At 37.2% G+C, this 21,875-nt stretch carries 25 protein-coding genes; 8 read left to right on the top strand and 17 right to left on the bottom strand.

The window, feature by feature from the left end; genetic code table 11:
- Positions 1-245: 245 nt before the first annotated feature.
- Together BGM26_RS01335 and BGM26_RS01330 are read left to right on the top strand one after the other, a co-directional pair.
- The gene (locus tag BGM26_RS01335; RefSeq protein WP_367949255.1) at positions 246-524 is read left to right on the top strand and encodes a hypothetical protein; all 279 of its coding nucleotides are present in this window, start codon (positions 246-248) and stop codon (positions 522-524) included.
- 495 nt (positions 525-1,019) lie between these two features.
- Positions 1,020-1,481 carry a YkyB family protein gene (locus tag BGM26_RS01330; protein WP_217037925.1) on the top strand — a complete coding sequence of 154 codons (462 nt, stop codon included), beginning with the start codon at positions 1,020-1,022 and terminating at the stop codon, positions 1,479-1,481.
- A gap of 63 nt (positions 1,482-1,544) precedes the next feature.
- Here the strand turns inward: BGM26_RS01330 and BGM26_RS01325 are convergent, their stop codons facing one another.
- From BGM26_RS01325 to BGM26_RS01310, 4 genes are all read right to left on the bottom strand, one after another.
- Positions 1,545-2,450: a chemotaxis protein gene (locus tag BGM26_RS01325; RefSeq protein ID WP_217037924.1), complete on the bottom strand. Its 906-nt coding sequence runs from the start codon at positions 2,448-2,450 to the stop codon at positions 1,545-1,547.
- A 304-nt stretch (positions 2,451-2,754) separates the two neighbouring features.
- Complete coding sequence (locus BGM26_RS01320; RefSeq protein WP_217037923.1) at positions 2,755-3,207, bottom strand: TlpA family protein disulfide reductase; 453 nt, start codon at positions 3,205-3,207, stop codon at positions 2,755-2,757.
- Positions 3,208-3,386: 179 nt separating this feature from the next.
- On the bottom strand, positions 3,387-4,643 hold the full coding sequence (locus tag BGM26_RS01315) for an MFS transporter (protein WP_217040590.1): 1,257 nt from the start codon (positions 4,641-4,643) through the stop codon (positions 3,387-3,389).
- A gap of 246 nt (positions 4,644-4,889) precedes the next feature.
- Complete coding sequence (locus BGM26_RS01310; protein WP_217037922.1) at positions 4,890-5,405, bottom strand: RDD family protein; 516 nt, start codon at positions 5,403-5,405, stop codon at positions 4,890-4,892.
- Positions 5,406-5,742: 337 nt separating this feature from the next.
- Between BGM26_RS01310 and BGM26_RS01305 the strand changes: the two genes are divergently transcribed.
- A complete protein-coding gene (locus BGM26_RS01305) occupies positions 5,743-5,946 on the top strand; it encodes a hypothetical protein (RefSeq protein WP_217037921.1) in 204 nt (67 codons plus the stop codon).
- A gap of 164 nt (positions 5,947-6,110) precedes the next feature.
- Here the strand turns inward: BGM26_RS01305 and BGM26_RS01300 are convergent, their stop codons facing one another.
- The 6 genes from BGM26_RS01300 to BGM26_RS01275 form a co-directional block, all read right to left on the bottom strand.
- Entirely contained in the window at positions 6,111-6,287 is a 177-nt protein-coding gene (locus tag BGM26_RS01300; protein ID WP_217037920.1) for a hypothetical protein, read from the bottom strand.
- Between the two features lie 65 nt (positions 6,288-6,352).
- Entirely contained in the window at positions 6,353-7,228 is an 876-nt protein-coding gene (locus BGM26_RS01295; RefSeq protein WP_217037919.1) for an NAD(P)-dependent oxidoreductase, read from the bottom strand.
- A 288-nt stretch (positions 7,229-7,516) separates the two neighbouring features.
- Positions 7,517-7,978 carry a hypothetical protein gene (locus tag BGM26_RS01290; RefSeq protein ID WP_254118907.1) on the bottom strand — a complete coding sequence of 154 codons (462 nt, stop codon included), beginning with the start codon at positions 7,976-7,978 and terminating at the stop codon, positions 7,517-7,519.
- A gap of 75 nt (positions 7,979-8,053) precedes the next feature.
- Positions 8,054-8,839, bottom strand: a complete 786-nt coding sequence (locus BGM26_RS01285) for an SDR family oxidoreductase (protein ID WP_217040588.1) — start codon at positions 8,837-8,839, stop codon at positions 8,054-8,056.
- A 169-nt stretch (positions 8,840-9,008) separates the two neighbouring features.
- Complete coding sequence (ptsP, locus tag BGM26_RS01280) at positions 9,009-10,724, bottom strand: phosphoenolpyruvate--protein phosphotransferase (RefSeq protein ID WP_217037918.1); 1,716 nt, start codon at positions 10,722-10,724, stop codon at positions 9,009-9,011.
- The gene (locus tag BGM26_RS01275; RefSeq protein ID WP_217037917.1) at positions 10,724-10,990 is read right to left on the bottom strand and encodes a phosphocarrier protein HPr; all 267 of its coding nucleotides are present in this window, start codon (positions 10,988-10,990) and stop codon (positions 10,724-10,726) included. Before BGM26_RS01275 ends, ptsP begins: the two co-directional genes overlap by 1 nt.
- Positions 10,991-11,491: 501 nt before the next feature.
- Between BGM26_RS01275 and BGM26_RS01270 the strand changes: the two genes are divergently transcribed.
- Positions 11,492-11,875 (top strand): PilZ domain-containing protein, encoded by a 384-nt coding sequence (locus tag BGM26_RS01270; RefSeq protein WP_217037916.1) that lies wholly within the window; start codon positions 11,492-11,494, stop codon positions 11,873-11,875.
- Between the two features lie 49 nt (positions 11,876-11,924).
- On the opposite strand, the gene BGM26_RS01265 is transcribed toward BGM26_RS01270, so the two are convergent.
- The 3 genes from BGM26_RS01265 to BGM26_RS01255 form a co-directional block, all read right to left on the bottom strand.
- Positions 11,925-12,293: a cytochrome-c oxidase gene (locus tag BGM26_RS01265; RefSeq protein ID WP_217037915.1), complete on the bottom strand. Its 369-nt coding sequence runs from the start codon at positions 12,291-12,293 to the stop codon at positions 11,925-11,927.
- A gap of 159 nt (positions 12,294-12,452) precedes the next feature.
- On the bottom strand, positions 12,453-12,647 hold the full coding sequence (locus BGM26_RS01260; RefSeq protein ID WP_217037914.1) for a hypothetical protein: 195 nt from the start codon (positions 12,645-12,647) through the stop codon (positions 12,453-12,455).
- 264 nt (positions 12,648-12,911) lie between these two features.
- Positions 12,912-14,111 (bottom strand): MFS transporter, encoded by a 1,200-nt coding sequence (locus tag BGM26_RS01255; RefSeq protein WP_217037913.1) that lies wholly within the window; start codon positions 14,109-14,111, stop codon positions 12,912-12,914.
- 297 nt (positions 14,112-14,408) lie between these two features.
- On the opposite strand from BGM26_RS01255, the gene BGM26_RS01250 reads away from it, so the two are divergent.
- Entirely contained in the window at positions 14,409-14,597 is a 189-nt protein-coding gene (locus BGM26_RS01250; RefSeq protein WP_217037912.1) for a YkvS family protein, read from the top strand.
- Positions 14,598-14,690: 93 nt separating this feature from the next.
- Here the strand turns inward: BGM26_RS01250 and BGM26_RS21315 are convergent, their stop codons facing one another.
- Positions 14,691-14,801, bottom strand: a complete 111-nt coding sequence (locus tag BGM26_RS21315; RefSeq protein WP_254118905.1) for a DUF6254 family protein — start codon at positions 14,799-14,801, stop codon at positions 14,691-14,693.
- A 149-nt stretch (positions 14,802-14,950) separates the two neighbouring features.
- Between BGM26_RS21315 and BGM26_RS01245 the strand changes: the two genes are divergently transcribed.
- Both BGM26_RS01245 and BGM26_RS01240 read left to right on the top strand, forming a co-directional pair.
- On the top strand, positions 14,951-15,562 hold the full coding sequence (locus BGM26_RS01245; RefSeq protein WP_217037911.1) for a CPBP family intramembrane glutamic endopeptidase: 612 nt from the start codon (positions 14,951-14,953) through the stop codon (positions 15,560-15,562).
- Between the two features lie 184 nt (positions 15,563-15,746).
- Positions 15,747-16,439, top strand: a complete 693-nt coding sequence (locus tag BGM26_RS01240) for a hypothetical protein (RefSeq protein WP_217037910.1) — start codon at positions 15,747-15,749, stop codon at positions 16,437-16,439.
- Positions 16,440-16,521: 82 nt separating this feature from the next.
- Here BGM26_RS01240 and BGM26_RS01235 read toward each other — a convergent pair whose 3' ends face one another.
- From BGM26_RS01235 to BGM26_RS01225, 3 genes are all read right to left on the bottom strand, one after another.
- Positions 16,522-17,568, bottom strand: coding sequence for a YkvI family membrane protein (locus BGM26_RS01235; protein ID WP_217037909.1), 1,047 nt, complete (start codon positions 17,566-17,568; stop codon positions 16,522-16,524).
- Positions 17,569-17,720: 152 nt separating this feature from the next.
- Entirely contained in the window at positions 17,721-19,415 is a 1,695-nt protein-coding gene (locus tag BGM26_RS01230; protein WP_217037908.1) for a M3 family oligoendopeptidase, read from the bottom strand.
- A 127-nt stretch (positions 19,416-19,542) separates the two neighbouring features.
- Positions 19,543-19,983, bottom strand: coding sequence for a MarR family winged helix-turn-helix transcriptional regulator (locus BGM26_RS01225; protein WP_217037907.1), 441 nt, complete (start codon positions 19,981-19,983; stop codon positions 19,543-19,545).
- 228 nt (positions 19,984-20,211) lie between these two features.
- Between BGM26_RS01225 and BGM26_RS01220 the strand changes: the two genes are divergently transcribed.
- Positions 20,212-21,720, top strand: a complete 1,509-nt coding sequence (locus tag BGM26_RS01220) for an ATP-binding protein (RefSeq protein ID WP_217037906.1) — start codon at positions 20,212-20,214, stop codon at positions 21,718-21,720.
- The last annotated feature ends 155 nt before the right edge of the window (positions 21,721-21,875 follow it).

Here is a 21,875-nt window from a genome sequence, read left to right as displayed (position 1 = left end):
AAACAACAATATATGCCGAAAACAGCCTTTTCTTTAGTAAACGAGAGTGACTAGCCCCTTAACCAATCCCGAATAATTTACATGCTTGTTTCTTTCTCACAATTTGATAGGCAATTGCGGATTCATATACAATAGCCTTTGGACATGCGCACAGGAGGGACATATTCCATAATTTATTATGAGCGAAAGTCTTTTGAATCTGAAATTCTTTTGATTTAAAGAAGATAAAAAAGGAGGTTACCCAAGTGTATTATTACCCCCGAAGTGATTTTCAGTACCATGATCAAAGATTCTTTGGTTTTGGATTATTGCCATTTTTAGCTGGTGGTATATTAGGGGCTGCAGTATCACCACTATTTTTCCGTCCACCGCCTTATCCGATTCCTTATCCGGTCCCTTATCCCTTTCCGTCCCCATATCCAGTTCCGTATGGAACTCCCGGATACGGCGCTGCTCCAGGATATGGCGTTGCTCCAGGATATGGAGCTGTCGCCGGCTATCAAGATCCTGCCGGCTTTCAATAAAATATCGGCACAGAAAATATCAACTTTTACGGCAGAATATAGAATGAAACGGCAGTCATTAGTGGGCTGCCGTTTATTTTTCTAGTTTTCACCTTATAGATTTAAAGGGATTTGAGAATCCTTTTTGTGGGCGGTTTATTTTTTTCTCCTAACGCTTGGATCTGGTGAAGCGTTCCTTATGGTTATGTGCTACTATCAGAAACACCTAAACAGATGATCGGGATAGTATCGGCTGCAGCTACATCACTTCAAACCTTCTCTATGTAAATTGCTCCTGCTGCTGGGTCAGCAACATGTGTGCTAGGCACTTTCATCATCTTGTTTATTTTGAAAAGGATTCACGCTTCACCAGCTGAAAAAGAAAAACAGATGAAAGCCTAATTTCCTTTAGAAAACAGCCAGATTTTACGTAATTCTCTGATTCTCTTTTCATTTTAATTAAAAAAGGGGTATAATAGACTTATACCCCTGTAATATAAGAAAGGAGTCATACTATTGAAATCGGAACGAAACGAACACCCTCATCTGCATCCAACGGTTGAAAACCTCTCACAAGCAATCTTCACCGTTAACCGCCATGCAAAAACGGCACCAAATCCAAAGTTTTTATACAAACTTAAGCAAGATGCTTTACAAAAACTGATTACAGAAGGAAAGGCAAAAAAAGTAGGGCTTCACTTTTCAGGTAATCCCAAGTATAGTCAGCAGCAGTCAGATGTATTAGTTGAATGTGGTGAATATTCATTCCATTTGCCCCCATCAAAAGCTGACTTTGGCAATTTGCCGCATTTAGGAAGATTAAATGAATATGTAAGGAACCCACGGGCTTCTCTTTCCCTAAATCAGGCAAAAAAGCTATTGATGACATATACAGGATTAAAGGAAGACAACCCAATGAACAAAAAACGGCCATATGAAAAGCCTGTTTTTAAAAAACTTGGTGAAAGCTATTTTTAATAGCCATTGCAAAAATTTCAAGCAAAAAGGCTGGGGAAATCCCCAGCCTTTTTGCATCTCTTTCTATAATGCATACTCATCAATTAAGAGGACGAGCTCTGCTATTTCCGGTTTACTTACTTGTGCATCGGCTCCAACCATCTGACCTTTATGACGAAGGTCATCCGTAATTAATGATGAAAAAATGATAACTGGAACCTTTGATAGTTCAGGGTTATCTTTAATTCTCTTTGTCAAATGATGGCCGTCCATTTGAGGCATTTCAATATCCGTGATAAGTAGCTGGACTTCCTGCTCAATATTTTTTCCAGTCTGAACGAGATTTTCTAAATAAGTTAATGCATCGCGGCCATTTTCGAAAAACTCAACATTTTGAAATCCAGCTTCCTTTAATGTATCATGCAGTAATTTCCGCAATAAAGGAGAATCTTCCGCCACAACAAGCCTTTTATTCGAACGTTCTCGCTTTCCGAGCTTTTGAACTTGCTGTACGTTTATGCCCGTTTCAGGATTGATTTCAACGACAATTTTTTCGAAATCAAGCAATAAGATCATTTCGCCATTCAGCTTGATTACTCCAATAATTTGACTCTCAGGCCCCTGATACATTTCGGATGGTTTTTCAATTTGATCCCATGAAATTCGGTGAATTTGTGTAACACTATGAACATGAAAAACAATTTTCTGTTTATTAAATTCAGCCACAATAAATTTATCTTGCTGTGGATTATCTGAAGGCGGAAAACCTAGCGCAGTTGAGACATTAACAACCGGCAGTACTTCGCCCCGCAGTTCGATAATTCCTTCTACATTATTATGGGCATGCGGTACTTGAATAACCGGAACAGGGTTGATTATTTCTTTTACCTTAATGACATTAATCCCGAACTTATTATTCCCAATCCCAAACTCAACAATCTCCAGTTCATTTGTACCACTCTCTAATAAAATCCCTTTTTTATGCTCCACTCAAATTTCGCCCTTCCTATATATAAAATAATCAATTATACCTACTACTATAACATGAATGTAAAATTTTTCTTTAAATATTTTAATAGATTTCATGAATTTTCCCGCAAAAAAAAGCTATTTTAATAGAATAATTCTAGTAAAACAGCTTTTTATACCGACTTTGTTAAATAATGTTGTTGAAAGACACGCGGGATCGATTTACCTTCCGAGAAGCGGGTTTTGCTCCGCAAAAAAGGTTCTCTCCAGGCAAAATCGCCCCGCTGGTCTACATTTTTCATCATTAATTACTAACAGAGTCTTTTTAATTAGTCACTTCATTCCCAAGAACTCTATTTATCCGTTTCTTTAGCATTTCCATTCCGCTTCCACCTGCTTGGAAATGACGAAGCTTTCCTTCATGATCAAACACATAGTAAGCTGGAACGTATTTATTTTCAAAAGCATCTGTTAATTTGTGTTCGCTGTCTACAAATATTGGCTGGATAATATCATGACCAAGAGCCATTTGTTTAATAACATCAAGATCAAGATCATCTTCTGAACGCGGCATATGGACTGCCATCACATTCAATTCATCATCATATTCGTCCCTAAGCTCATTGATTTCCGGCATCGCTTCTTTACATAAATGACAGCTGACAGACCAAAAGTGAACAAGTGTCGGTTTTTCTCCAATAAGATCCTCTTTTGTTACCTCTTCATTTATCCATTCTGTTGCACCTAATAATTCCGGCATTTCTTCTCTTAATTTCATGATGGCACCTCTTTATTTTTACTAACTATCTTTTTATAATTATTATTACTTAGTATATATTTGATTATAGGACGAGAACATGCAATGGTCAAGTAGTTTATATTAATTATTAAAAGGAACTATAAATAAATTAGGAATTACTATAATAAAAAGCAAGCGAAGTCGCTTGCTTTTTTAATCTAATCCTCATTTTCTTTAATTCTTGCATGAATAATTAAACCGATAATTGTCAAAATGAGTAAAGAGCCTAATGCAAGTCTGCTTGCTAGATTCCCATAATCAGCAAAAATTAAAGTAATGCTCCCATATAATAATGGTCCCAAAATCGATGAAACTTTACCGGAAAATGCAAATAATCCGAAGAATTGACCCCTTTTGTGATCAGGTGTTAATTCGACAATATATGCTCTGGTCGTCACCCACATTGAGCCAAGTGCGATTCCAAACATACTTCCAGCGATCCAGAACATGATTTCATTCGCCGCTAATGTCGCAATAATTAGCGCAACGATCAATAGGATACCTACATATTTAACGGCTTTGTTTGCCCCTCTAGCTTTCGTTACATAACCAAAAATAAATGAACCGATAATACTTGAGACCGTTGATACTAAATAAAGCAAAATAAATTCGCCTGTTGAAAAACCAACGATCGTCTTCGCATATACAGCCATCATCGCAATCGTTGTCGCAATTGCGTCATTTAAGAAAAAATAAGCAATCATAAATGTAAAAACCGACTTATAAAGCTTCATTTCTTTAAACGTTTGATAAATTTCCTTATATCCCGATATAAAGGATTCCTTCTTCTGCTCTACTTCAAATGGTTTATCCTTTACAAAGAAAAATAGCGGCAATGAAAATAGTAAAAAAAGGAGAGCAGATGGAATAAAGGCTTCATGAAAACCGTTGTCACCTACAAAGATGTAGACCGTTAATCCTAAAAGAGTACCAAGATAGCCGACTGCAACACCAAATCCAGATATTAATGGAATCTCCTTTTTCGAGCCTAAATCTGATATCATCGCGTCGTAGAAAACGAGACACGAATGATAAAAGAACTTTGCGATGATGAAACAAAGAATGACAAGCGCCAGGGAAAGTGGCAAACCCATTATATTTCCAGAAATTTCACTAGTTGCAAAAATCCCCATAAATAAGGTAGCTATAACTGATACCAACGTGAAAATAACAATATACTTTTTCTTTTTTCCCGTTCGGTCAATTAAAACGCCGAATAATGGGGAAAAAAGGACAAGAAAAAAACTTGCTAACGCGTTTGAATAAGAGATGAATGTACTTGCAATCTGATTTAAGACTTCATTTTCCCCAATGACCTCCTGCAGGTAAAATGGGAAAAAGATCGTATTAATATTGGACGAAAAGATCGTGTTGGCAAAATCATATAACGCCCATGAGATAATTGGCATTGTCATATACAAACGCCAAGAATTTAATTTTTGGTTTTGTTGTCGTTGCTTTTCTGAACCCACCCTGTCAACTCCTCTTTATCAAACATTAATAATAGCCTATTTATATCAATAAAGACCACAACTTGTCATTATTTAGATAATAATTACCTTCTTTTTTAAAATTATATACGACATTATTCGAAGAAATCCTTTGTTAATCATAAAAAGCCGCACCGACCCGAGATCTGTGCAGCTTGATTCTTAGCATTTTTATGATTTTTTGATGACAATTGTTCCTGCAATTAAATCGTGAAGCGCTTGTTTTTTTTCTGTAAATGCAGCAATAATATAGCCAATTAATAATATTCCTGATAAGAAGGACATGGCTAAGTATCTGCCAAAAGCACGCCAAAATGAAATTCGATTGCCATGTAAATCGGTCACCTTTAAACCTAACAGCTTTTTACCAACTGTTGCCTGCCATTTTGATGCATGTAAACCGGCAAAATAAGCGACAACCGCACCTATGTTGATCAATGTAGTTATCCCCATTGCGCCAAAATAAGAGCCTAGGTACACCATGTCTGGATCCATATATTCCGGGTCGGCGAATATGACATCATAAGCACCTGATGTTCCGAAAAAAATCATAAAAATGATTATGGAGAGAATCGATAACGGGATTCCGATCACAATGGAATCGATTAAATATGCCGCAAATCGAATCCAAAACCCGCCGTATTCCTTTGTCTCTTCATTTTCCTGTTTTTCTAAATTTATCTCCACTGTATAACCTCCATTTTATTTTTGTAAACCATTAACAGGTTTGGTAAATAGCACAGTTTATCTAAATTTAAATAGATTTTACTATGAAACTATGTTAATTGCTTATTTCATTATATTCAACAGTTACTAATTTTTAACACGAATTTTGTTAAGTTAAATGGGCAATTGTAAAAACCAAATATGAATCCCATTTTCAAAATAAGGCAGCAGAAAAAGGTATTTTTGTGAACAAATTCACAAGTGTATAGACTTCTATAAGTTTCAATCTTACAATATAGATGTAAACAGGAAACACGTTGAGGCGTTTTCAAATATGATAAAAGAGGTGCGTTAACCCATGAAAGGCACGGCTATCCTTTTTCAAGAAGACATGACAGTTACTGTGATAGAAGGTGTTGAACATTCTGTTTTTGAAGAGATTAAAGCACAGTGTGATTATGAACACTGTACTTGCGAGATCGAAAATAAAATATTTGACTTTGGTTCAGTTTCTCCAGTTTTCTGGCATGAAGATGAAGTGGATTGGGATTACGGATATTAATGGCTTTGCACTATAAAGTAGATCGTTTAGCTTAATATAGAAAAAAGACGGTCCTATGTGAACATCAGGATCGTCTTTTTAGTGAGAATTAGAAAAATAAATCTGCAGTGTCAGACCCGACAATGATTGTACAAATTTTCGGATAGTAGGGTCGTCCGATTTTATTACCCGTTAAATTGACCGTTATTTTTTGAAGCTTTTTCCTTCTTTGCTTTATCCTTATGAATTTTATTCGTAGCAGCGCTTCCAAATTCATGGGAGAATTCCGAGTCCAATACTGCTGAATCAAAACCCTTTTTGTTTTTTTGCTGTGGATCGTTTTTCTTTGTTCTTTTCGCCATAAAGTAACCCCCTTTTTCAAACAATCACTTATATTATTAAGTGGAAGGGGCCTCTTTATTCATGGTTATTCCCAATACTTATAAAGAGCCTGTGTGCCGGAATTTTCTCCCCCTGCCTCAGCAAGCCGGGCGTACATTTTTTTGGCAAGCGCTAGTCCTGGTGTCTCCATTCCCATTTCTTCAGCCTCTTGTAAGGCAATATTCATGTCTTTAATAAAGTGTTTAATATAAAAGCCAGGATCAAAATTGCCTTGAATCATCCTCGGAGCTAAATTAGACAGCGACCAGCTGCCTGCAGCCCCTGACGATATACTTTGAAGAACCGTTTCAGGATCCAGTCCAGCTTTCTCAGCATAGACAACTGCTTCACAAACACCTATCATATTGGAGGCGATTGCAATTTGATTACACATTTTTGTATGGTGGCCAGAACCCGCTTTTCCTTGATAAACAACATTTGTCCCTAATAGATTAAAAATCGGCTTAACCGCTTCAAAGGCATCTTTATCACCGCCGACCATAATTGAAAGCTTTGCCTCTTTTGCGCCGATATCACCGCCCGATACAGGTGCGTCTAGAGCAAACATTCCTTTTTTAGCGGCAACTTCATAAATTTCACTAGCGAGGGTTGGGGTCGATGTCGTCATATCAATGACGATTGTATTTTCTTTCCCATTTGTAATAATTCCTTGCTCACCTAGATATATTTCCTCTACATCAGCAGGATAACCCACAATCGTTATAATGACATTGGCCTTTTCAGCAACTTCATTTGGCGAAGATGCCCATTCCGCTCCCTTTGCTATAAGTTCTTCCGCTTTTGCTTTTGTTCGCGAATAAACCACTAATGGATAGCCTGCATGAAGCAAATGTCCCGCCATACTTTTCCCCATCACACCCGTACCAATAAAACCAATGACCGTATTTTCCGGTAAAATCATTATGGTTCCCCCCAAAAAATTATATGTAATTCCCCTAATTCAGCGTCTTTCTCTTCCTTATTCTTGGCTTTCAGTCGAAATATTAGAGTTATAGAATAAGGAATTCACTAAAATCTGAATATTACCATTTATTTTAGCACTCCTTTTATCTTTATGATAGAACAAAACAAATATATCAACGAATATCAATTTCCCCGAGAATCGATATTATAGAGTTCTCAGCGAACAATAAAAGACCAGACACTGTGCCTGGCCTAATTTCACACACTTTTATAGGATAATAAACGATTAAAGCTGTGACGAGAAATTTGTTAAAAATGCCTTTGCAATGACAGCTTGATCATTAAAAACTTCTACAGATACAGCATCTTCTTTGACAATCATGTCTTCAATTTCAAATACGTGAAGATCCTTAAGCAATGGAATGGGGTTCATAATAATAAAATTTCCATTTTTATTATTTACCTCAATATATTCACCAGCATAATAGAAATCTGCTCCATAGATAATTTCCTTCGTCCCTAAAGCGGAAGCCAATTTATCATTATGTATTGACACTTTAACCTTATAAATTTGCTCACTGCTTAAGATCTTTTCATTAATTTTAAACCGGAATTGAAGCTCGTTATTTCTCGTCAATAACGCTTCGGCATGACTGTTCACTATCGATTGTTGGGTGCTAAGCGTACAGCCAGTTAAGGTAAGAGAAAACAGGATGAACAGCAAAAGCATGAAGCCTTTATTACGCATGGAAATTTCCTCCTCACCCCTAACATTACCTATAACTGTTAATAGTAAACATAGTTTCGAAAGAAAAGCTGGATTTTATATTGATTTCACCAATCCTCCATCAACCAAAAAAGCACTTCCTGTCATATATGTATTGGCATCTGATGCTAAAAATACAACCACTTTCGCAAATTCTTCAGGTCTTCCATAACGTTGCAGTGGAATATTAGCTTTCACATTTTCTTCGATTTCTTCTCTTGAAACCCCAAGTTTATCCGCATTTATTTGGTCTAAATGTTTTACTCGATCCGTTTCAATCCTTCCTGGTGCAACAGTATTAATTAATATATTATCAGCCGCAAACTCACTTGCTAATGTTTTTGAAAGACCGATAATGCCCGTCCGGAATGTATTGGATAAAATTAGACCCGGAATCGGTTCCTTAATTGAAGAGGATGCGATATTAATAATTTTTCCGCCTTGCCGGCGAAGATGTGGCAATGATTCTCTAATCATCCGGACATAGGATAATAAATTTAACTCAAAAGCATTCTGCCATTCTTCATCTGATAATGAATCAAATGTGCCTGCAGGAGGACCGCCAGCATTATTAACGAGAATGTCTATTGTTCCAAACTGTTCAACTGTTGCCTTCACAAGGCTTTTTATGTCTGTGGGGTTTATAATATCTGCTTTCATGTAAGATATTTCGCCGGTGCCAAACTCTTTTAACTCCTGTTTTACCTTTTGGAGTTTTTCGCCGTCACGGCCTGAAATCATTACATTTGCGCCTTCTTTAAGTAGTTCGATTGCAATTGCTTTTCCAAGACCTTGACTTGAAGCAGCGACTAGTGCCGTCTTCCCATTTAAATTGAATTCCATTCCAACAAAATGATGTATTAATGCGTTTTTGAAAAGCAATAAAAAAATAAACCGACCCAAAATATCAGGCCGGTTCAAAAGGGAAAAAGTGAATGAATTCATTTGTACGTTCTTATTCGGTCCATTCCCAGTGGATTCTATTTAATTCAAAAAATATGACAATGCTATATTATCCTTGTGTTGCATTTTTCACAGCTTGTACGACATCTTCCGCTGTTTTCATTTGCAGTGCCGCATTTGCAAGCTTCTCCATCTCGCTTTTATCTAATTGACGGATTTGTGATCGTGCTTTTAGGATCGATGTAGCACTCATCGAGAACTCGTCAAGTCCAAGGCCTAGCAATAATGGGATTGCTAGTTCATCTCCAGCCATTTCTCCGCACATCCCCGCCCATTTTCCTTCGCTATGTGCGGCATCAATGACCATCTTAACAAGACGCAAAATGGCCGGATTATAAGGCTGGTATAGATAGGAAACACGTTCATTCATTCGGTCAGCAGCCATTGTATATTGGATTAAATCATTTGTTCCAATACTAAAGAAATCTACTTCTGTGGCAAACTGATCCGCAAGAACAGCAGTCGAAGGAATTTCAACCATGATGCCAAGCTCAATCTTGTCAGCAACTGTCACGCCTTGTGCTAAAAGCTTATGCTTCTCTTCCTCAAAAATAGCTTTTCCTTGGCGGAATTCATCAAGAGTGGCTATCATAGGGAACATGATTTTTAAATTTCCAAATGAGCTTGCTCTTAAAAGGGCTCGCAATTGCGTGCGGAATATATCCTGTTCTTCTAAGCATAAACGAATGGCACGGAAGCCTAGAAACGGATTCATTTCCTTTGGAAGATTCAAATAAGGTAGTTCCTTATCCCCGCCAATATCTAGAGTACGTACAACGACAGGCTTGTCTCCCATTCCCTGAAGAACAGCTTTATAGGCATCAAACTGTTCATCTTCTGTTGGAAGCGAATCTCTGCCCATATATAAAAACTCAGTCCGGTAGAGGCCAACACCTTCTCCGCCATTATTGATGACCCCTTCCAGGTCGTTCGGAGTACCGATATTAGCGGCCAGCTCAACATGATGTCCATCTGCAGAATAAGACTTGTCATTAGCAAGCTTTGCCCATTCCGCTTTTTGGTCCTCAAATTCTTGCTGTTCTCTTTCGTAATGAGTGATTACCTCTTGTGTCGGGTTAATATGTACTTGTCCTTTAAGTCCATCGACAATGACAAGATCGCCATTACGAATTTCCTTCGTCGACTCCTTAGTACCTACTACAGCTGGAATTTCCAATGATCGGGCCATAATTGCGGAGTGGGAAGTCCTTCCGCCAATATCTGTTGTAAAGCCCTTTACAAACTGGCGATTTAATTGTGCTGTGTCCGATGGTGTTAAATCTTCAGCAATAATGATCACTTCTTCAGCTATCATGCTTGGATTCACAAGTTGTACGCCTAACAAATGGGATAGTACACGTTTCGTTACATCACGGATGTCAGCAGCGCGTTCTTGCATATACTCATTGTCCATTTGCTCAAACATGGAAATAAACATATCTGCTGTTTCTTTTAATGCGTATTCGGCATTCACTTGATCCGTTTTTATTTTATCTTCAATAGGTGTTACTAGTTCCGGATCACTTAAGACTAGAAGATGGGCATCAAAGATCGCTGCTTTATCTGCACCGAGCTGCTCATAGGCATTATCACGAATGGCTTCCAATTCCCCCTTCGACGTAGAAAGGGCAGATTGAAAACGCTCAATTTCCTGGGCGGTATCTTCAATTGTTTTTTTGGCAAAGGATAAATCAGGCTCCACTAGGCGGTATGCTTTTGCAATCGCGATTCCGCTAGAAGCGGCAATTCCTTGTATAAAGCTCATTATTCAGCCAAACCTTCTTGTTTCAAAGTATCCTCTAAGCTGTTAAGTGCATCCTGTTCATCATTGCCCTCTGCGCTAATTTTAATTTCCGCTCCTTGTCCAATCCCTAAAGACATTACACCCATGATTGATTTTAAGTTCACCTTTTTACCTTTATTCTCCAAATGAATTTCAGAATTAAATTTACTTGCCGCCTGAACTAATAATGTTGCCGGACGTGCATGAATTCCTGTCTCAGCCGTTACTTTAAATTGCTTTTCAACCATATTTGATCAATCTCCTTTTTTTATATTGAATAGTAAGATGTGTGAGATATTTGCCTCACTAACTTAAAACACGGGGTATACTTTGGAAATATAGATTATTTTTTTAGGAAAAAAGAATGGGCGAATATTTTGTTTCTTTTCCCCTCTCATAGTGTTTTATTTTTTCCAAAGCTAGTTTCTTTATGTATAGAAACCGAAATGATATCTCAGGTAATTTCCAAGTCAGCAGACAACTTCCATCCTACAAAAGGATAGCATTTTTGTAGAGCTTAAACAATGGAAATGCCTTGTTTTTCAAGCTTTGTTCATACTTTATCAAGTAAAACGCTTTCATTTATATATAGGGTATCTTTACCATATCTATTTTATAAAAATCTTTCTAAAATGTTTCTATTTTTTCCATATCACATCTTGAATAAAGATTGAATTTCATGTTTTTTCCATTATAATAAAAATGTCTATTGTAAACTAATACTATTTATATTTTCTGGAGGGGAAGAAATGAGATATAAACGTGAAGAATCTTTCCGCTTTCAGTTTCGGAAGCCTCTTCAAGGAATGATTAAAGTAATCAGAGCGAACGGGATAAGCGGAGATTCAAACATAGGAACTATTGATATCATGGATGTTAGTCCGCATGGGGTAAAATTTAAGTCGTCTTTAGATCTTCCCATCCATGAAAACCGCTATTTACTTGAAATTACCTTTGAATTAGATGGGAAACCAATTCATTTATTAGGTGAACCTGTTTGGAAAAAAAGCGAGGGGGCAGGATTTGTCTATGGTTTTAGTGGCCTTGAGGATGAAGGAACAAAGAATGAGATTATCGGGGCATTAAAAGATTATTCCAAAAAGATCTATTATGAAATGAAAAATGGAAAATAAAATAGACGCCCGGTACAAAATACTGGGCGTCTTCGCTTTTTTCTACAATTTACCCCTTCAAATTCTTTAATATATTCCAAACAAACAGCAGTACACCTAAAGCAGTAACTGTTGCTCCAATTGCTGTACCTGTTATGAATGATTCATTATTCGCCGCAACAACCATTGCTAATGACAGCATCATAATAGGCAACCCAAGATTGTGAAGCCAGAAGTGCCATTTTGCGACTTTGGTTGCTGCCAAGTTGGGAAACAGGTGATAGAGTATTCCTGCAAGAGTTAAAGACGTCCATCCAAGCAGATTGATGTGTACATGAACGGGTGCTAAAACATAAGAATGAGTACTTGACATATAGTACCCTAGCAGTACCCCAATCGCAAAATAGACAGATGATATTTTAATCAGTCTTATTCCCACTCTTTACTCCTCCCCAAATCAAATGTTGTTTTTCTGTAATAATCTATGTGCATAAATTTATGTTTAGAACATAGGCCTTAGAGAGGGTTTTATTAATTTTCAAAATTAATACTTAACCAAAAAAAAGACACTTGCTTGGGCTCAAGTGTCAGTTACTTATTAACTTCTAGCTGTTTCCGAATATCGGTAAAGGACATCTCCCCCACGCTGGGCGATCCCGCTGAAGTTTTTGAAATCATCCCGTTTAACTATCACGTCGCGAACAGGAAGGAATTCTGCTTTCGAAACATAGTATTCTGAAATTTTACCGCTCATTAATTTATCTAGCACTTCTTGAATATGTTCTTCTTTCATTTTCAAGCACCTTCACTTTTATTTATTTGGCTTTGTTAAACTTCCCTGTTGATTTCCACTGCAGGCACTCGCTTTCCGCGGGCGGTCCGGGAGCCTCCTCGTCACTATCGCTCCTGCGGGGTCTCCCTTGGACTCGCTTTTCCCGCAGGAGTCTCGCGCCTTCCGTTCCAATCAACAACAAAATAGCAATATTTCAACAATGAGCTTTAACATAGCTCTATTTTAAAGAAATTTGTCGAAATTTCCGAGGAAATAGCCTGGCAATCATTTTGACCTTTCTTGGATATAGGTTACTGGTGATTTTACTTGTCTGATGGCCATAATAATAACAATGAATAGCGAAAATCCACCGAAGCTTAGCACCATATGCTCAAATCCAATTGTATCCAAAAATAACCCTGTACTCAATAATACGACCTGAAAAAGGACGCGATCCATCATATTACGAAAAGAAAAAAACCGGCCATGGAACTCTTTTGAAACTTGTGTTTGAAACAATGTCGCGGCCAATGGAAAAAATGAACCGGCTGCAAAACCAAATAAAGCAAAAGAAAGAAGAGCCGGAAGCATCTGGTCCGCAAAAAATAATGTAAGGTGGGCAATTGCAATAAAGAAAGCAGATGTCATTAAAATCAAAATTACATTCTTACCTGCCGAAATCCTTTTGATTAAAAAAGCGCCAATCATTAATGAAATCCCCTCAGTTGTATATAATAACCCTTTAATTGCTGGATCATTTTGCATTTCACTAATTTTCAACACCATCATATTAAAACTTCCAATAAAAGTAATCGGAACAAGCATCAATAATAAACCAGTAAAAATCGCAGGTGTTCCAGAAATAATTGGCCACACATCTTTAAAGCCGACATTTTTTTTCACTTCTTTTCTTTCATTTTTTTGCGGTTCTTCAATATTCAAAGCCAGTGTGCATAGGAATATCATAATATAGCAAATAAAAGTATATAAATACATAGCAAGAAGACTGATATAAACAAGCAAAATTCCTGCCAAAGCCGTTCCTGATATCCTTGCAATTGTCCCTACATTCATATGAATTCCATTTAATGATAGCAACTGTCCTTCACGAGCGATTAAGGGGATGGCAGCCTGTAATGCCGGGAAATAAAAAGCGGCTGACAAACCGATTCCAATCATATAAATAATCATCCACATCACACTTTCTTGTGCGATGGCCAAAAACATAAATCCAACCGACAGAATTCTTACTCCCCCAGCGTAAAGCATGATTTTCTTTTTGGCGTATTGATCAATTACGCGACCTGCAATAGGTCCAAACAAGACCCCAACAAATAATCCGGAAAATAAGATGAGCGATTTCATGAAATCAGAAGGAACTTGAGATTGCAAAAATTCAAGATTCCCAATAATCCCAATCCACATCCCTAATCCAGCAATCATTTCTCCGCTCATCAAAATCCATATATTTTTATTTCTTAGCATTCGAAACCGTCCTTTATCGCATTTATTTCGAGCCTCTAAATATCATATATGCGGACATCCTTCACTGTCTAGTTAATTCATTTTTTTTTTATTTTAATCGGTTTTAAAAAGAAGAATTCTCAGAAATCTTTCACATTCTCAAAAGGGACAAACACCCGGTTCACACTACTAAAGTACTAAATTATTAAAAGATATTTGGAAATTCACGAAATATATAGATTTTAATCTTTACGAAATAATAAAATTAGTGCAAACTGTTAATAATCTATAAATTACTGGGAAGAAAAGGAGAGGCTTATGAAAAAAGCAGAGGTTGGAAACGTGATTGAATTTCGTGATGGTTTACAGGGTATTGTCGAAAAAGTAAATGAAAACTCTGTTATCGTAGATTTATCCTATATGGATAATTACCGCGATCTTGAGCTGGAACAAAGGACAGTTGTTAATCATAAAAACTATAAAATAATAAAAGAATCCGCAGTGTGAGACCTCCTTTTGAAAGCGTATACAATATTTATTAATGATAAAAAGCAGCTTTCCGCTGCTTTTTATTTTCGATTTAGCAAGCATCCAATGAACTTATTCCTTCTCCCGTGATAGCTCCTTTAGGGATTTTACTTTTCCATGTGGATTTTGATCCTGTTTTCTAACAGTCCAAGCACGTTCTTTTTCCCGTTGTGATTTTGACATTTTTAATCCCCCCTTTTTTATCTTTAATTAGGATAATCATTTTCAACCCTTTTTATTTGAAAATTGCGGAAGAAATCTTTTCCTTACAATTTGTTCTTTATTTTTGTTAGAATAGGGGATGTTTGATTGTAGAAAAGGGGTTTGTATAGATGAATAAAATCACCTCCGATATTCGCCTTATTATCGGATTATTGCTCGCACATTTATTAATGTATTTCACTTTTCAGGATAAAGCTGTTTTCTGGTATATCTTTACCGCCTCCCTATTATTTTTAATTAGTTATGCGATCTTAAATGAAGAAGTAGAAGATCATACTTCTGTTCTTACCTATTTAATGTACGGAGCTATATCAGGCCTAGTTCTTTATGGGTTATTTTGGATGGGGCACTTCATTATTGAACAGTTGAACCTTCCAGTTGCAAAACAGATTTCCAAACTCTATGGCCGTTACTCGCCTTCCTTGCTCTGGCACTATATCGTTCTTTTACTTATTATTATTCCTGGAGAAGAAATCTTTTGGCGTGGGTTTGTTCAAAAGAGAATTTTAAAGTACACGAATATTCCAATTGGAATATTCGTTTCCTCCGCACTTTACGCTTCGGTGCATCTATACTCGACTCATTGGATTCTTGCTTTTGCCGCTTTAATTGCAGGACTTTTCTGGGGCTGGCTTTATGCTTGGAAAAAAAGTATTCCGCTCGTGATTGTGTCCCATTTAATTTTTGATTTATTTTTATTTGTGATCCTGCCTTTTTATTAAGGTTTACCCGCTTCTTAAAGAAGCGGGTTTGTTTATGCCATTTTTCCTAATTCCCTTTTTTACGTTGTAGGAATAATTTAGAAATGGTAATGTAAGAGCGAGAAGCATTTTTGTAACTCCTCATTTTAAATTACGTCTTATAATTTAGAAGAGCAATTTACGCGCCTATGGGAGGAAAAACAGAATGAAAACACTTGCGAAATGGATGCTGATTACCGGATTACTTGGAATGATCTTAGCGGGCTGTGGCACTAGCCAGACTTCCGGAGATTCAACGAATGGAACAGCACCAACCAATAATGTAGACGATGAAAATCAAAACGCGGATGATCAAGACGCTGGTGAGAGCCAGGGTGAAAAAGGAAACAGCGAAGATAACGCAGAAGAAAACAAAGATGGTGTAGTTCGGATCCTTGAACAAAACATCCAATATAAAGTGAATGGAGAAACAAAAGAAGAAACTGCTTTTCTAAAGAATAACGACAATCAACATTATTCTATGTATGTTCTTCCTGACTATGAATTAACCGCAGAGGAACCTAACAAAGACATCTTATTTTTAGCAGAAAATGATCAAGTATTCATGCGAATTGAACTTCTTCCTGATGATGTTGAATGGAGTTTAATGGAGGAAACAACGAAATCACAGCTTGAAGCAGTGAATGAAGAAGTAGAAACAATTGAAGCTCCAAGTGATGAATTCTTTCAGTCCGCAACCGTAATGGAGGCTTCTACGGACGAAGAAACAGTTACTGCATATTTAATTAAAAATAAGAAACAACCTCTTAAATTAACAATTTTCACAAAAAGTAATTTAGATGTTAAAGATGCTTTCGTGCAGATGGCTAAAACAATCATGAAAGAAAAAGCCGAGTAAGAATGTCGCAAAAACCCTGCTACATTTTATTGATGAAGTTATAGCCTAATCAAAGACCCGAAATAATCGGGTCTTTTTTCCTTCATACTTTCATGTCCTCGAGAGGCTTCATCCATAATAAAATAATAAAAACGAGACTTATATACCCAAAAAACGGATATAAATATGAGAGTAAGGTGCCATAGTTTATTAAACTTATAAAGAAGCAAATTATGAATATTGCACTGACTGTTACAATGCTTGGAATGGATAAATATTTTCTCACTTGCCGTTCGATTCCAAAAACATTTCCGATAACAGATGTAAATATTTCACCATAAATAACGAACACATAAATCCAGAAAAAAGAGGAAGCAATTGTTTTCATTATGACGGCCATCGGGATTTCATATGCTTCAATATTAGGTAGCATGACTAAGGTCAAATGGCTTGAAATAAGGATAATGGTTAATGCTGCACCTCCCAATATTCCTCCCCATTTAATCGTCTGGTCATCCTTTATCTCAGATGCAATAGGGACTAAAACCGCCTGTGCTAATGTTAAATTCATGGCAGCATACGAAAATGGTGCTACAACAGCCTTCCAACCGTCTTCTGCAAAAGGAATATACAATAACTGTTCTTTGAAGGTAGGCAGCTTCATGGAAATAAACAATAGGATAAAGCTAAATGCGATCATCATTGGAACAACAAACGAATTGACAGCAAACAAACCTTTTGTCCCTACGATCATGACTACTATCGATAGCCCGATAGTCACAACTATTCCCGTATACTTAGAAAGTCCAATCTGTTCCTCAAATACAGCCCCAGCACCCGCAAGCATGACTGCACATACCCCTAGGAGCATTAAAAGCATTACTATATTAATGGCTGAGCCGAATAATTTTCCAAATAAGTGATCATTTAACTCCTGATATGAGGTAGCTTGAATCCGAGCAGCAATTCGCATTAATTTTGAGCCGAGGAAAATAAATATGTAACCGCTCATTAAGATTGAAATTAAACCAATAAAGCCAAATCGAGAAAAGAATTCGACAATTTCCCGTCCGGTTGCAAACCCCGCTCCTATCACTGTCCCTACATAAACTGCAGCGATTTGAAAGGATGCCACCCAATTTGTTTTCACTAAATCTCCTCCTTCCTTTCCAATATATGAACATCTGGACAAACAAAGAAGAACCTTTTTTAAAAATAGGCGAATTTCCTAAAGGTTAATTAAATATCCCCTTCCACACAAAAAAGCCGGAACGCAGTCCGGCTCTTTTAATCATTAGTATTCTATAAACTTTTATCGTCAACTGAATTTAACCAGCTTTCTATTTCCCCTACTACAGACTCAACACAGCCGTCTTCAAATGGAGATATCAGGTTTGCTTCCTTCACAAGTCCAGTGAATGGCTTGCTTCCACCTAACTGACAAAGGTGTAAATAGTCTTTCCAAGCCTCTTCATGATTTTCTCTTGAACGCTTCCAAAATTGGAATGCGCAAATTTGTGCCAATGTGTAATCAATATAATAGAACGGTGAATTATAAATATGGGCTTGACGCTGCCAGAAGCCGCCAGTTTCTAAATATTGATTGCCATCATAGTCTTTATGTGGTGAATACTTCTTTTCAATCTCTCTCCATGCTTGTTTCCGTTCCTCCGGTGTAGCTGTATAGTTTTCATATACCCAGTGTTGGAATTCATCAACCGAAACACCATAAGGGAGGAATAATAAAGCAGAACTTAAATGCGCAAATTGGTATTTCTCAGAATCCTCCTGAAAAAACTTCTCCATCCATGGCCAAGTAAAGAATTCCATACTCATCGAGTGAATTTCACAGGCCTCATAGGTCGGCCAATTGTATTCTGGAATTTCATAATGACTGCTTGAATATACTTGAAAAGCATGGCCAGCCTCATGTGTAAGTACATCGATATCTCCTGACGTCCCATTAAAATTGGAGAAAATAAATGGCGATTTGTAGTTTTCAATATACGTACAATAGCCGCCGCCAGCCTTTCCCTTTTTGGCCACAAGGTCCATCAGCTGCTTTTCTCTCATATAAGAGAAAAATTCCCCAGTTTCTTTTGAAAGCTCGTCATACATCGATTGTCCATTTTCAATAATCCAATCCGGATTCCCTTTTGGCACAGCGTTTCCAGTCTTAAAGTTAAAGCCTTCATCGTAATATTTAAGCTGTTCCACCCCAATGCGCTCCCGCTGACGCTCCTTTAGCTTCGTTGCAACTGGAACAATAAACTCCTTTACTTGATCACGGAACTTAGCCACCATTTCAGCATTATAATCCGTTCGGTACATACGGTAATAAGCAAGCTCGACAAAGTTTTTGTAACCAAGCTTTTGAGCAATCTCCGTTCTAACGTGAACAAGTTCATCATATATACGATCCAGTTCTTTTTCATTTTCAGCCATAAATCCGAAACGGGCTTCACTTGCCTTTTTCCTGACGTCCCGGTCAGTGGATTCAGTGAAAGGCTCCATTTGAGCAAGAGTCCGTTCCTCCCCCTCGAAGGTAATTTTTGCTGATGCAATCAATTTTATATATTCAGATGACAGCTTATTTTCCTTTTGTAAGAGGGGAACAATTTCCGGAGAAAAGACTTTTAGCTGGGCTTCAGCTAATGCAAAAAGCTGGCTACCCCACTGACCCTCTAGTTCACTGCGGAAAGTTGAGTTTAAAAGTGCCTCGTAATACTTCGTTACAAATCCTTCCACTTCCGGCTGGATTTCATCCATATAATCCTGTTCGGCTTTATAAAACTCATCATTTGTATCGACAGAATGGCGGATATAACAAAGGTTGACCATCGTTCCAAAATCATTTCTAACATCATTGAAATCCTTCATCGCAGCGTTTTGCTCCTCAGCGGTTGAGGCATCATTAAATTTTTGTAAAGCTGAATCAAATCGTTTGCTGACCTCATCCATATTCGGACGGGTATATGTAAATTCTTCAAAGTTCATGTTTCGCGCCCCCTACTCAAATTTTTTCGAAAAACACTTAACTATTTCGAGAAATGCATGTGAATACCTTCATTACACTAGGCACTTAATTAATTTACCCGTAAGAAAAACGGCCCATTTGGACCGTTTAAAATCTCCCCACCGATAATCCGAGTTTTTTTAGCAGTTCAATCGCTGTCTTCTTTTCATCCTCCGAAAGTTCAGACATCAAATTATTAATCTGCTCCTTGTGGTCTGGAAAGATATCTTCAATAAATCCCTTACCCTCATCTGTAATTTGTGCATATGTAACACGCCTATCTTTCGGGCACGCTACTCTTTTTAGAAAGCCTTTTTGTTCAAGCTTATCGACTACATACGTAATACTTCCGCTTGCCAGCAGTATTTTCCCGCCAATTTGCTGTAATGGCTGATCTCCTTTATGATAAAGTAGTTCCATAACAGCAAATTCAGTAGGATTCAGACCGTATGTCTGAATAAGTTTATTTACATTTTCGTTTACCGCCCGGTACGCTCGTGAGAGCACAATAAATAATTTCAATGATTGGTTAACCTGTTCAGTACTCATATCTATCCAATTCCTTTATTATTTTTATGGTTGATTCAATTATCTTTAATTCTAAATAAATTATAAAAAACCATCCGGTATATGTCAATTTACTTATTAATTTAGTCAATTAAAATACTTTTTTTTACAAAATAAGCGTTAAATGAATGATCAATACTTTCAACGCTATCCTATTAAATGATATACTATATATTTAAATCTAACAAACAAAATAATGGAGTTAAAATGATGAAAAGTCGTAAAAATTTCCTTTTATACTTAATCATTGTTATCTTCCCAGCATTAATCGGCATCGTTTATTATATGAACGATGCCATTGACCGTGATGACCGCCAGCGAATAGAGTACGCGCTTTGGGTCGCTTCCATCCATCAAAAAAGTTGGGACCAATTTATTTCCGAGACGGTCACGTCACTTGACATTTTAGCATTGACTGCTGAAACGGTGATCCATTACCCAGATAGGCTTGAGCCACTTTTGCAAAGAACGCATAGGAAAGACCCTCGATATGGTGGAATCTATTTACTTGATCCAAATGGCACGGTCATCACAGGATCAAATTCTCTGCTAAAGACTGCTAATTTTGCCGATATGGAGTATATCAAGGAAATTAGCCGGACGAAGGATCTAATCATTTCTAATCATCAGGAAACTTTGCTAACCGGGCAAAGAGTTATTGGGATTGGCAAACCAGTCCTAAATGAAGACGGCAAATTACTAGCGATTATTGTGGCACATTTACGAGTCGATTATGTTCAAAATATCATGAGATTATTAACGCCTGATACAAAACTGTCTGTGCTTAATTCAGACAATGTGGTTATTATGGATATCAATATGAATGGGTCTGCAGAATTTTCCAATAAAAACTCGGTTACCTTTCCGATCGACAGACTTCCTTGGAGTATCAAAGTTGAAATTCCGAAAAGAGATATAGGCGATATCATGATGCAGACTGTGTCTGTCATTATTCGGTTAATTTGTATTTTACACATTCTGTTTCTGCTACTTAAATATCTAATGCTTAAAAGACAGACGGCCAAGGAGAAAAAAGAAAACGAAGTTCAAAAACTCGAGCTTGTAGGCACCTTAGCCGCAAGCACGGCCCATGAAATTCGAAATCCATTAACAGGCATTAAAGGACTTGTACAGCTGTTAAGTGAAAAATATACGAGCGCTGAGGATCAATACTATTTTTCAGTCATTAATGATGAAATCAGCCGTATTAATGAGATTGCCAGCGAATTTCTTATCTTAGGAAAACCAACGGCGCAAACAACAGATATTATCGATTTAAGAAAGGTGATTACCGATTTGGAACCGCTAATCACTTCCGAAGCCAATCTTAACAATGTTGAATACGAATCATTGATCCCAATGGAGCCAATACTAGTAGATTGTACAAAGGATCAACTTAAGCAAGTACTCCTTAACCTAACGAGAAATTCTTTTGAATCCATGGAAAAAGGCGGACAATTATCGATTAAGCTCTTTTTATTACCAAATAAATGTCAAATCAAAATATCCGACACTGGATCAGGAATTCCCGATGAAAAAATCGAAAAAATCTTTCAGCCTTTCTTTACCTCTAAAGATTTAGGAACAGGACTCGGTCTAGTCGTTTGCAAAAGAATCGTTCAATCATTTGGCGGGGAAATCTATATTACAAGTAAAGTAAATATAGGAACCCAAGTAGATATCTTTCTTCCTGTTTATAAAGATAAGAAGAGCCTCTGACTAGTGGCTCCTCTTATCTTTAGGCTGTTTTCGCATATATTGTTGTTTTTAGCCTTCAAAGTTTGCCCGTTGATTTCCGCTACGGGCACTTGCTTCCCTCTATTCCCGCAAGAGTCAAGTGCCCTCCGCTCCAATCAACTCAGATTATTAAATAA

Origin of the sequence: Bacillus sp. FJAT-29790 (genome assembly GCF_019039215.1) — a bacterium.
In the GTDB taxonomy this organism is placed as follows: Bacteria; Bacillota; Bacilli; order Bacillales; family Cytobacillaceae; genus Cytobacillus.
The sequence above is the reverse complement of the archived record's forward strand: the minus strand, read 5'-3'. Positions and strand labels throughout refer to the sequence as shown.